Origin of the sequence: Bradyrhizobium sp. ORS 375, assembly GCF_000239775.1 — a bacterium.
Classification (GTDB): Bacteria; Pseudomonadota; Alphaproteobacteria; order Rhizobiales; family Xanthobacteraceae; genus Bradyrhizobium.
The window spans coordinates 1-11,711 of the sequence record NZ_CAFI01000118.1 but is presented as its reverse complement, the minus strand read 5'-3'; the positions used below and the strand labels follow the sequence as shown (position 1 = coordinate 11,711).

At 66.5% G+C, this 11,711-nt stretch carries 10 protein-coding genes and 1 pseudogene; 5 read left to right on the top strand and 6 right to left on the bottom strand.

The annotated features are described in order from the left end of the window. Positions 1–733: 733 nt before the first annotated feature. Positions 734–1,813, top strand: a complete 1,080-nt coding sequence (locus tag BRAO375_RS10485) for an AI-2E family transporter (RefSeq protein ID WP_009027442.1) — start codon at positions 734–736, stop codon at positions 1,811–1,813. Positions 1,814–2,249: 436 nt separating this feature from the next. Here BRAO375_RS10485 and BRAO375_RS10480 read toward each other — a convergent pair whose 3' ends face one another. From BRAO375_RS10480 to BRAO375_RS10465, 4 genes are all read right to left on the bottom strand, one after another. After that, positions 2,250–3,212 (bottom strand): amidohydrolase family protein, encoded by a 963-nt coding sequence (locus BRAO375_RS10480; protein WP_009027441.1) that lies wholly within the window; start codon positions 3,210–3,212, stop codon positions 2,250–2,252. A 362-nt stretch (positions 3,213–3,574) separates the two neighbouring features. Further along, entirely contained in the window at positions 3,575–4,993 is a 1,419-nt protein-coding gene (locus tag BRAO375_RS10475) for a TolC family outer membrane protein (protein WP_009027440.1), read from the bottom strand. A 454-nt stretch (positions 4,994–5,447) separates the two neighbouring features. Further along, a complete protein-coding gene (locus BRAO375_RS10470) occupies positions 5,448–6,227 on the bottom strand; it encodes an enoyl-CoA hydratase (protein WP_009027439.1) in 780 nt (259 codons plus the stop codon). 75 nt (positions 6,228–6,302) lie between these two features. Continuing rightward, complete coding sequence (locus BRAO375_RS10465) at positions 6,303–6,677, bottom strand: hypothetical protein (protein WP_009027438.1); 375 nt, start codon at positions 6,675–6,677, stop codon at positions 6,303–6,305. A 334-nt stretch (positions 6,678–7,011) separates the two neighbouring features. On the opposite strand from BRAO375_RS10465, the gene BRAO375_RS10460 reads away from it, so the two are divergent. Both BRAO375_RS10460 and BRAO375_RS10455 read left to right on the top strand, forming a co-directional pair. After that, complete coding sequence (locus tag BRAO375_RS10460; protein WP_083842459.1) at positions 7,012–7,557, top strand: sigma-70 family RNA polymerase sigma factor; 546 nt, start codon at positions 7,012–7,014, stop codon at positions 7,555–7,557. A gap of 2 nt (positions 7,558–7,559) precedes the next feature. Then, complete coding sequence (locus tag BRAO375_RS10455; protein WP_009027436.1) at positions 7,560–8,198, top strand: NrsF family protein; 639 nt, start codon at positions 7,560–7,562, stop codon at positions 8,196–8,198. Between the two features lie 13 nt (positions 8,199–8,211). On the opposite strand, the gene BRAO375_RS10450 is transcribed toward BRAO375_RS10455, so the two are convergent. Both BRAO375_RS10450 and BRAO375_RS10445 read right to left on the bottom strand, forming a co-directional pair. Beyond that, entirely contained in the window at positions 8,212–9,321 is a 1,110-nt protein-coding gene (locus tag BRAO375_RS10450) for a DUF2336 domain-containing protein (RefSeq protein ID WP_009027435.1), read from the bottom strand. Positions 9,322–9,327: 6 nt separating this feature from the next. Beyond that, positions 9,328–10,476, bottom strand: a complete 1,149-nt coding sequence (locus BRAO375_RS10445; protein ID WP_009027434.1) for a GGDEF domain-containing protein — start codon at positions 10,474–10,476, stop codon at positions 9,328–9,330. Between the two features lie 325 nt (positions 10,477–10,801). On the opposite strand from BRAO375_RS10445, the gene BRAO375_RS10440 reads away from it, so the two are divergent. Next, positions 10,802–11,371, top strand: coding sequence for a sigma-70 family RNA polymerase sigma factor (locus BRAO375_RS10440; RefSeq protein WP_009027432.1), 570 nt, complete (start codon positions 10,802–10,804; stop codon positions 11,369–11,371). Beyond that, positions 11,368–11,711 (top strand): annotated as a pseudogene (locus BRAO375_RS10435) (hypothetical protein); the annotation flags it as partial. The gene BRAO375_RS10440 and the pseudogene BRAO375_RS10435, both read left to right, overlap by 4 nt.

Below are 11,711 nucleotides of genomic sequence, written 5' to 3'. Positions count from 1 at the left end.
TTTTCACGCTTATACGCGCTCTCCCCGGGGACCGGCTTGGTTGACCCCGTCGGCCGCGGAGCTCGTCAGACCTCCGCACACCTTGGCCTCAGCACCGGGAGGCCAGGACCACGCGACTTCGCGTACGTCAGTGCATCGCTCGTCCGCACATCACGCGCGCCGATGCCCTCACGTCCACCGCATTGCCGGCCCAACGTGTCGTGACGACGCGTACGCCCCTCATCCGGACCGGAACGCGGAGGTTATAGGCATGATTTGCTGATTTTCGGAAGTCATATATTTTTCGCGGGGGGCTCTTGAAATCGGCTTGGTGGTTGGCAGCGCTGGTGAAATCAGCGTTTTGGCGCACGGCCCTCCCACTTGCTCAGCCGTCATTCCGGGGCAGCCGCGCAGCGGCTGAGCCCGGAAGCCATACTCACGAACGGCCGACGCCGCGCGAGGCGAGGGCCACGCTCAGCCCACTCCCTCTCGGACGGTTGTGGTTATGGATTCCGGGCTCGCGCTGCGCGTGCCCCGGAATGACGATGGGGAGGCAGCGTGCGTTCCTCAGACTGAGCGTGATATGGCTGCGATACGATCGTGGATGCCGCGTGTCGGGCGCTTGATCTCGCGAGCAGGTTGGAGCCCGAATGGCGCGTTCGCGCGTTGACGGCTATTGAACGGGCTATCCCGGGCTCGCGATGTGCGAAAGCTCTGGGTGCGTCGAGATATCGCGGCCAGACTGGAAAGTTGAATGCGCAGCTTCGAAGACCGAGTTCTCCTGTTCCTGCTGTTCGTGATCACGCTGTCGCTCGGCTGGATCCTGCTGCCGTTCTATGGCGCCGTGCTATGGGGCGTCGTCGGCGCGATCGTGTTCGCGCCGCTGCATCGCCGGGTGTCACAGTCGATGCACGGCCGGGATGGGCTGGCGGCGGCCATCGTCGTGCTGCTCGTCATCCTGATCGTCATCATTCCATTGTCGCTGATCGGTACGGCGTTGGCGCAGCAGGCGGCCGGTGTCTATGGACAAGTGCAGGGCGGTCAGCTCGATGTCACCCAGTATTTCCAGAAGATGTTGGATGCGCTGCCCACCTGGATCGTCGATCTGCTGAATCGGTTCGGGCTCGGCAGCTTCGCGGGTCTCAAGGACAGGCTGTCGGCGCTGCTGCTGCGAGGCAGCCAGGTCATTGCGGGCCAGGCGCTGAACATCGGGCAGGGCACCTTCGAGTTCTTTGTCAGCCTGTTCCTGATGCTGTATCTGCTGTTCTTTCTGCTGCGCGATGAGGAGCGCCTGTCGAGGCACATTGCTGACGCGATCCCGCTCCGCGACGAGCAGCGCGACGCACTGCTTGCCAAGTTCATCATCGTCATTCGCGCCACGGTGAAGGGCAATCTGGTCGTCGCTTTGGCGCAGGGCGCGCTGGGCGGCCTGATCTTCTGGTTCCTCGACATCACCGCGCCGCTGCTGTGGGCGGTGGTAATGGCGTTCATGTCGCTGCTCCCGGCGGTGGGCGCGGGCATCGTGTGGTTTCCGGTCGCGCTGTATCTCTTGGCCACCGGCTCGATCTGGCAGGGTGTGATCCTGATCGCCTATGGCGCGCTGGTGATCGGCCTCGTCGACAATCTGCTGCGTCCGGTCCTGGTCGGGCAGGACACCAAGATGCCGGACTATGTCGTGCTGCTCTCCACGTTGGGCGGCATCGAGGTGTTCGGGTTGAATGGCTTCATCATTGGCCCGGTGGTCGCGGCGATGTTCATCGCGATCTGGGACATGTTCACGGCCGTGCGGTCTGAGAATCGAGCGGTCGCTGACGTGACGCGTAGGGCGGATTAGCGCAGCGTAATCCGTCCTGAGGTCGAGGAGAGTCTTGCGGCGGGTTACGCTGCGCTAACCCGCCCTACGAGCGTTGAACTCGCGGCGTGTAGCCCGGGCGAGCGAAGCGACCCCGGGCTATCCGGCACAGCGCGTGAGAACCCGCATGTCGCTGCGCTCAGGCGGGCCACGGCAAAGCATGCGCGGCAAAAACTCGGTGTCATGCCCGCGTAGGCGGGCGGGCATCCAGTACGCCACGGCGTATCGGTATGATCACGACCGTCCCGGCGTACTGGATCGTCCGCTTCGCGGACGATGACGGCGGAGAGTGGCGCAGGCTGCCTGCCCAAACCGTCATTGCGATCGGAGCGAAGCAATCCAGAGTCCCGCCCACCAAACTGGATTGCTTCGTCGCTTCGCTCCTCGCAATGACGGGGATTGAGGCCGCGCTCGCGTCTCAAAACCCGTATAGCCGCGCGGGGTTGTCGACGAGGATCTTCTTCCTTATCGCAGCGTCCGGTGCCCACACCGGGAGCTGATTCATCAGGCGGCCGTCGTCGATCGCGTAGAATGGCCTGACATCCGTCACCTTCAATTCCGGATGCGGCGAGGAGTCCGGGTGCGGCCAGTCGGTGCCCCAGACGATGCGGTCGGGGTTGGCTGCTATCAGCGCTTTTGCGAATGGGATGACATCCGTGTAGTCCGGGCCGCGGGTCGAGGCGCGGTAGGCGCCGGAGATCTTGACATAGGCCTTGCCGCTGCGGACGAGCTCGACGAGGTCGGAGAAGCCGGGCTGCTCGAGGCCGAGCTCGGCCTGCGCGCCGCCGAAATGGTCGAACACCGCTGTGACCGGCGATTGCATCACCAGGTCCTTGATTGCCGCGATCATTGTCGGCGTCGTGTAAAGCTGAACGTGCCAGCCGCGTGCCTTCATGCGCTCGACGGGGGCCTGGAAGCGGGCGCGGCCGACATTGGGATCGTTGATGCCGCCGGTCGCGAGATTGAGGCGGATGCCGCGGAAGCCGTCGGCGTTCATGGTTTCGAGCTGCGCCTCGGTGGTCTTGTCGTCGATGACGGCGACGCCGCGGGCGTCGTTGCCGCGCGCCTTCATGCCGTAGAGCGTCGCGGAATTGTCGGTGCCGTAGACGCTCGGCGTCACGATCACCACGCGCCTGATGTGCAGCGCCTTGTGCAGGGCGGCCATCTCTTCGGGTGAGGCCGGTTCCGGCGTGTAGACGCGGTTGGCGGCGAACGGGAATTTCTCGGGATCGCCGTGGATGTGGGTGTGGCAGTCGCAGGCGTCGGCCGGCACGTCGAAATCGACTGGCGTGGCGGGCTGTGAGGGTTTGGCGCGCGCTGTGGTGGTCATCGTCACTCCGGCGGCGAGCGAGGCCAGCAGCAGGCTGCGGCGGTTCAACATGGTGGGTCTCCCCGGATGCCGCGCGTGCGTTGAGCGTGACGCGCGTGGTGTCGTGGGATCAGCGTGAACCGGTGCGGCGCAGGGGGCAAGAGCGAACAGCGCGGCAAAAAACTCGGTGTCATCCCGGCGAACGCCGGGATCCATAACCACAGCAATCCGTGTAGCGGCACACGCGTGGCTCCGATCTCGTGTCACCACATCGTCCTGTGGCTATGGGTCCCGGGTCGGCGCCTCCACGGCGCGTGCGCGCCGTTCCGGCTTGCCCGGGACGACATCGAGGATGAGGCGACATGCTCCCATCTCACTCTGCTCGAGGAAAGCGAAGCTCACCTCGGCTCGGCTAGCTTGCACCCGACGGCGCGCTACTGCCCCGACGGCGTGCGCAGGCCGTGCCAGGCGTCGCGGACCTGGTGGTAGTGGACCTCGGGCAGATAGTCCGGCGTATTCAGGTTGAGGTTCTTGACGTCGAGCCGGCCGATGGCGCTGAGCAGCGTGTAGGAGGCGATGACGCGGTCGCGCTGGGCGCCGATCAGGCGAGCCTTGGCCTGGATCAGGTCGGACTGCGAGTTCAATACGTCGACGGTGGTGCGCTGTCCGCCCTGCGCCTCGCGCGAGACGCCCTGCAGCGCCACGGTGGCGGCCTTCACCTCGGCCTCGGAGGCGCTGACGGCAACCTTGGCGCCTTCGTTGGCGACCCAGGCGCTGATCACGGCGGTGCGGGTCTGGTTGCGGACCTGGTCGAGCACCAGCCGGCTCTGCGCCGCGAGCTCCTTGGACTGGCGGGTCTGCGACGCCGCGGTGCCGCCGTCATAGATCGGCGCGGTGACGCTGCCGACGATCGAGGCCTGGTCCGTGCCGAAGGTGCCGAGCGTCTGGTCCGAATCGCGGCTGCGGCTGACGCTGCCCTGCAAGGTCACGCTCGGCAGCAGCGCGCCCTCGGCGATGTGGATCGAGGTCGATGCCGCGTCGACGTCGAAGCTCGCGGCGGCGACCGCCGGATTTTCCTTGTTGGCGAGCGCGACCGCATCCTCGCGCGAGCGCGGCAGCAGGCGATCGATCGGATCGGCAGCGCGGAGCTGGCCCGGCGTCATGCCGATCACCTGCGCATAGGTCGCCTGGCTGATGGCGAGGTTGACCTCGGCGGCGTTGAGGTCGGATTGGCCGCGCGCCAGCCGGGCCTCGGCCTGCGACGCATCGGTCGGGGTCACGTCGCCGGCGTTGAGACGGCGCTGCGTCACCGTCAGCGTCTCGCGCAGGAAGGCGACGTTCGACTTCTGCGCTTCGACGAGCGATTGGTTGGCGAGCACGTTGGTGTAGGCGGTGACGGCGTCGAGCAGGACGCCCTGGCCGACATTGCGCAGCGCCTCGCGGCCCGACTGCACCTGCAGCTCGGCCATGCGCACGCTGTTGGCGGTGCGGAAGCCGTTGAACAGCGTCTGCGTCACCGTCACGCCGATGGTCCAGGGCTTCAAGGTCGCCGTCTGGATGGTGTTGCCGGGCAGCAGATTGCGCACGGCCTGCAGGCCGCTGCTGAGGCTCGCGACCAGCTGGGGACGGTAGCCGGCCAGCGCCTGCGGCACGTTCTCATCGGTGGCGCGCTGGCGCGCGCGCTCGGCATTGAGGGCAGGGTTGGTCTGATAGGCTTTCGCGAGCGCGGCCGCGAGATCCTCGGCGCGCGCCGGCGAGCAGACGGCGACGAGGCCGGCCGCGAGAATCAGCCCGAGGACGCGCCGCCATGCGCGCACCCTGCCGACGCCAAATTGCTTGGCCCGCCCCACCATCCGACTCCGCCGCGTCCCACTGACTTAACCATTCGTTTACCTGTTTAAGTCGGCGAGCGGCCACACACAAACCGTCGATGTGAAATCCGGCAGGCTTTTCCATGGTTTGTTGTGGCGGTCGCGCCACAGACGGTGATGTCGCGGAGCCGGTGAGGCGGTCGCGCGGTAGGCGGGTGCGTGAACGGGCGATGGTGGAGTGCGGTGGTGCGAATCGGGTCCTGATTTGCGAGCCAGTTGCGGCTTCTTCACTGCATCTCGCCCCGCTTGCGGGGAGAGGCCGGATCGCCTCGTCAGATGCGATCCGGGTGAGAGGGACTCTCCGCAAGGCCGGTGCGTGTGGCTGCCCCTCACACCGAACCTCTCCCCGCTAATGACAGGGAGAAGGGGCGCACTGCTCGCGGGGCTGCGCTCGATCGGTTTCAGGGAAAATCACTTGGGCTACGCGTAGCCTCGCTCACCTGTTCTTGTTCACCGGCTTGCGCTTCTCGATGAAGGCGGCCATGCCCTCGGCGCGGTCCTCGAGCGCGAAGGTGGCGTGGAAGAGGTTGCGCTCGACGTTCATGCCTTCGGACAGCGGGGTCTCGAAGGCGCGGTTGACGGCCTCCTTGGCCATGGCGGCGGCGGGGCGCGACATCGCGGCGATCTTATCGGCGGCCGCCATCGTCTCCTCCATCAGTTTGTCGGCGGGCACGATGCGGCTGACGAGACCGGAGCGCTCGGCCTCGGCGGCGTCCATCATGCGGCCGGTGAGGCAGAGGTCCATCGCCTTGGCCTTGCCGATCGCGCGCGTCAGGCGCTGCGTGCCGCCGATGCCGGGGATGGTGCCGAGCGTGATCTCGGGCTGGCCGAACTTGGCGGTGTCGGAGCAGATGATGAAGTCGCACATCATCGCGAGCTCGCAGCCGCCGCCGAGCGCGTAGCCGGAGACCGCGGCGATGGTCGGCTTGCGGCAGCGCGCCACGCGGTCGCCGCCGATCGCGGTGAAGTCGCTCGAGAACATGTCGATGAAGCTCTTCGGCTGCATCTCCTTGATGTCGGCGCCGGCGGCGAACGCCTTCTCGCTCCCGGTGATGACGATGCAGCCGATGGCGTCGTCGGCCTCGAGGTCGTCGACGGCCGCGGCGATCTCGCGGAAGACGCCGAACGACAACGCATTGAGCATCTTCGGCCGGTTCAAGGTGATGACGCCGACCGCGCCTTTGCCCTCGACGATGATGTGCTCGTAAACGCTCATGTTTCCACCCCGCAAATCAAACAGCGGGCAATGTGCCCGCTGAACGAATGCGCATCAAGTAGGGGAGGCGGAGCGTCAGATCATGAACATCCGCGCCGCCGAGCCCAGGGTGAGCAGGGTGCCGCAGGCGATGAAGATCTTGCCGATGATCGAGGCCTTGTCCCAGCCGGAGCCGTCATCACTGCTGACAGTGACCATGTTCACCGTGGTCGGCTCGGCTGCGACTGATTCGGCCTCGGCGGCCTGAGACGCCGGCGCGGCTTGCGCCTCGGTCGTCATCGGCGCAGGAAAAGCGTCCTGCTTGGCGGCCTGCGCGCCGTCCGATCCGACCGGCAGGAACGGGCTGAAGGTCTGTGAATCAGCGGCGCGTCCCGATCCCGTGCCGGCGAGGCAGAGGACGAACGCGGCGGCTATGATGAATGCGGTACGTCCACTGGCTTGGATCGTCATTCAGGTCTTCTCCCCACCCTGCCAGCCCCGTGACAGAGTGAGACCCCGACAGGTGTCGAGATCGGGGCAGAAAATGGGTATCTTCCTGCCGCTCACGGCAAAAGGGAGGCGGCGCCCCATTTAGGCGACGGCCTTGGTCCTTTCACGCGGAAGTCCGATCCTCCAAAGATCGATTCGATGCTAAGAGCGGTTCCAGACTTGCGTGCGCGCGTGCTCTCTGTGTGGCGCAACTCGGCTGGTTCCGAGGCTGAGCTGCTTATCACGAATTTGTGATGAGTGCCGTCGCGGGTAACAATCGGAAGGTCCTGACGAACCTATGGGGGTGGGAGCGTAGGTGCGCGAGCGTGACGACGAGTGGACGGGCTGGATGCGCCAGGCCGTCGCCGGAGACGACGAGGCCTATCATCGTCTGCTGAAGGCGATCACGCCGGTGCTGCGTGCAGCGTCGCGGCGCGGGCTCGCGCGCGCCGGTCAGCCCCCCGATCAGGCCGAGGATATCGTGCAGGAAATTCTGTTGGCGGTTCATCTCAAGCGGCACACCTGGGACGTCAACGCGCCGTTCGCGCCCTGGCTGTTCGCGATCGCCCGCAACAAGCTGATCGACATGCTGCGCCGGCGCGGCCGGCGGGTGTTCGTCGACATCGATGATTTCGCCGAGACGCTGGCGGACGAGCCGCCGGCGCCGAGTGTTTCCGCCAGCGAGGTCGAGACGCAGCTCAAGACCTTGCCGCAGCGCCAGCGGGACGTGCTGCAGGCGATCGCGGTGGAGGCGTCCTCGATCAAGCAGACGGCGCAGAAATTTTCGATGAGCGAAGGCGCGGTGCGGGTGGCGCTGCACCGGGCGCTCGCGAGCCTCACGGCCAAGCTACGGGACACGTGATCATGGACACCGATCAGCTCATCCGCACCCTCGCCGCCGACAATGCGCAGCGCGCGCAGCCGGTCGGCATCATCATGGCGCTGGCGCTGATGGCGGCGACGCCGGTGTCGACGGCGATGCTGCTGATCGGCCTGGGCATCCGGCCCGACATCTGGCTCGCCGTGCGCAATCCCTTCTTTGACCTGAAGTTCATCGTGACCTCGGCGCTGGCGATCCCGGCGCTGATCATCAGCCTGCATCTGTCGCGCCCCGAAGCCACGCTGCATGGCTGGAGCTGGCTCCTGATCGCGCCGGTCATCGTCCTCATCGGAGGCATCGCGACGGAGATGATGCTGCCGCAGCGGGTGCCGATGATGGAGCGGATGGTGGGGCACAATTCCATGCTGTGCGTGAGCGCGATCCCGGTGCTGTCGCTGCCGGTGCTCGCCGCCGCGCTGTTCGGCCTGCGGCATGGCGCGCCGTCGCGCCCGGCGGTTGCCGGCGCCGTCGCCGGGCTGGTATCGGCCGGTATCGCGGCGACGCTCTACGCCGCGCATTGCAACGACGATTCGCCGCTGTTCGTCGCCACCTGGTACACCATCGCGGCGCTCATCGTCGCCGGTCTCGGAGCGGCCATCGGCGCGCGGGTGCTGCGCTACTGAGATCGCGGTTCGCTCACGCCTGCGCCGGCACGGCCGCGTCCTGCACGCGGTGGAAGCGCAGCACCTGCTGCGCCGTGGAGCGCCGCAGCCGCTCATAGGTGAGCCTGCCGGCAGCGAGGTCGGACGGCGCCGCGCCCGTCAGCTCATCGCGCATCAGGATCATCGCTTCGACCACCGGCCATGACAGGCCGGCGACCTTGGCGAGGATCATCACGCCTTCGGCGCGACTTTCGATCATGACGCTCTCGGCCACGGCGATCGGCACGTTGGCCATCGCGGCGACGGCGGCATTGGCCTCGTCGAATTTACGCTGCTCCATGAACTGGGCGACCAGCTGCTCGTCGAGCCGGCCATCGGCATGCAGCGAGCGCACCAGCGCGTGCGCGATCTCGGTCTGGCTGGTCAGCGCCACGGCGTTCGACCGCGCGCGGCGTCCCGCCGTCCGCACCGCCGAGGACACCTCCTGCGCGAGCTTCGGATTGTCCGCTTCCAGCCGCGCGCGCACCGTGGCCGAGGCTCTGGACACCAGCTTCAGATAGACGTGACGCGGCAGGTTGGGCCGCATGGCGAGGCAGGCTGCAAGATTCTCGTCGAGCGCCGCGCGATCGACCAGGGTGTCGACGCTGCGCTCCGACAATTCGGCGCCGGGATTGCTGACGGTGCTCTGGACGACCGCGTCATTGCCGCGCCGGAGCAGAATGTCGGTGACGGCCCGGCTCAGCACGCGGCGGATCGAGATCGCGAGCAGATGCGCCTGGCTCTTGGTCTGCGCGGTGCGGATCAGCACGGCGTCGTCGAGCCGCTCGGATTTCGACAGCACGGGACCGGCGACCTCGATGGCGTCGTCATCGGCGAGCCGACGCAAGGTGCGCGGCGGCGCCGTATCGATCGACGCCAGCCGGCTCGCGAGCAAGGCGCGCGCCGAGACCTCGATATGGTCGATCAGGCATTCGAAGACGTCGTCGAACAGCGCCACCTGATCGTCGGCGAAATCCGCCGCGCCATCGACGAACAGGTCCGTCACCTTGCGCAGGGTCTCGACCCGCCGCGCCACGGTGCCGTGGGCGAGCGTGTCCTCCAACTCGTCCAGCAGGCTGTCGGTGGGCGCGGGCTTCGCAGGCATGGAGGCTCAGGTGCCGGTGACGCGATTGCGCCCATTGGCCTTGGAGCCGTAGAGCGCATGATCGGCGCGGGCGAGCAGGGAATCGGCGGTCTCGTCGCCGCGCAGCGTCGCCACGCCCGCGGAGAACGTGACCTGCAGCCCGGCCGAGAAGGCGCTCCAGTCGAGATCGGCAACGATCTGGCGCAGCCGTTCGGCCAGCCGGGCCGCCGGCTCCGCCGGCGCACCCGGCAGGACCAGCAGGAACTCCTCGCCGCCGTAGCGGCCGAAATGGTCGCTGCTGCGAATGTTCGCGAACATCGTGATCGCGAAGGTGCGCAGCACCTCGTCGCCGGTCGGATGGCCGTGGGTATCGTTGATGCGCTTGAACCAATCGAGATCGAGCAGCACGATCGAGCACGGCTTGCCGGCCTGCCGGCACCGCGCCATCTCCTTGTCCAGCACGTGCATGATGGAGCGGCGGTTCAGCGCGCCGGTCAACTCGTCGAGCTCGGCGAGCTCCTCGATGCGGCGATAGGCCTCCTGCAGCTTCTGGCCGCGCTGATACAGCGTCTCGCGCAGGCCGGACGAGAAGATGCCGAGGAACATGCAGCCGGCGATGGTCAGCAGGAAGACCAGGAGGGTCGCGAGCCGCTCCAGGCCTGAGCCGGTGGGCATGCCGAGCGGCTTGTCGGTCAGCAGGAACAGGCCGGCGAGGCCGAGCGCCAGGAAGGTCCAGCAGATCGCGCTCTGGCGCGGCGTGGCGCGCAGCGAGCCGAAGGCGACGACCAAATAGAGCGTGCACAGGAAGACGATGCTGACTTCGGGCGCGATGTAGCAGAACGCGACCGTCATCATCATGCTGACGATCGATTGCGGCACGACCAGATAATGGTCGAGGAAGCGGTCGTTGAACCCGCTTTCGGACAGCACCGTCCACAGAGCGACGGTGAGCACGCCGATCGCGGCATAGGAGGGCGCGATCGTGGACGGCACGGTGCCGGCCTGGGCGTAGATGAACAGGATGACCGCATCGATCACGTAGCAGCCGGCGACCATCGCCAGCATCTGCCGGCGGCGGCCGGCGCGACGGGTGCGCAGATCGGGCGCCTGAGGCGCGCGCGAGCCATCCGCCTCGGCGGCATTGGCATTTGGATAAGGCGGCGCCGTCGTGTCCATTTGCTCGCATTTCTTCGGGGTTCAACTGAAAATCTACGTGGGAAAGCCTTTAACTTTGGTATCTAGGGAACCGGGGCGACATCGACGCCGCGTCGTGCCGCGGCAGGGAATTTACGGCTTTGCAGGCGGCGCAGCGGGTGGGGCGGGGACGTAACATGGAAGGCGGGAAGCCGGCGGGCGCAATCGCCCCGGTCGTTGCTGCAAAACCGGCGCATCTGTGCGCCACCTCACATCCCGGGATGTATCTTTCCGGTATTTTGAGGAATTTTGCGGTTGTATTCGAACCCCGAGCTCTTTCCTCCAGACCAACTTTGCGAGACGGCCATTGAGCGTGACAGCAGCGGCGTCAGACGAAACCCTGATTGCCCGGATCGCTCAAGGCGACCGGCTCGCCATGCAGGTGCTGTACGGACGGCACCATGTTAGGGTGTACCGTTTCGGGCTTCGGCTCGTGCGGGACGAACAGGTCGCGGAGGATCTCATCAGCGAGGTCTTTCTCGACGTGTGGCGTCAGGCCGGCAAGTTCGAGGGCCGCTCTGCCGTCTCAACCTGGCTCCTGGCCATTACGCGGTTCAAGGCCCTCTCGGCACTTCGACGCCGGAAGGACGTTGAGCTGGAGGACGACGCCGCGAACGCGATCGAGGATACGTCCGACGATCCGGAAGTGGCGGTGCAGAAGAAGAATACCGGGGAAGCTTTGCGCAAGTGCCTGACCGCGCTTTCGCCTGACCACCGGGAGATCGTCGATCTCGTCTACTACCACGAGAAGTCCGTGGAGGAGGTGGCCGAGATTGTCGGAATTCCGGAAAACACCGTCAAGACGCGCCTGTTCTATGCGCGCAAGAAATTGGCCGAACTCCTGAAGGCGGCCGGCATTGAAAGAGGCTGGCCATGATGGCTTTGAGCAAGAAGATGCTGGAGCAAGAGCCCGGTGACATCGAGCTGCTGCTGCCGTGGTACGCCGCCGGCACGCTGAGCGCGCGCGACACGCGGCGCGTCGAGGAGGCGCTCGCCCAGGACGGCGATCTCGCCCGGCAATATGCCGAGATCCAGAAGGAATATGCCGAAACCATCGCGCTGAACGAGAGCCTCGGCGCGCCGTCGATGCGCGCGATGCAGAAGCTGTTCGCCGCGATCGAGGCCGAGCCGGAGCAGGCGCCGAAGGCGATGCCCGGCTTCAGCGCCCGCATCATGACGTTTTTCGAGAGCCTGTCGCCGCGGACGCTGGCCTGGAC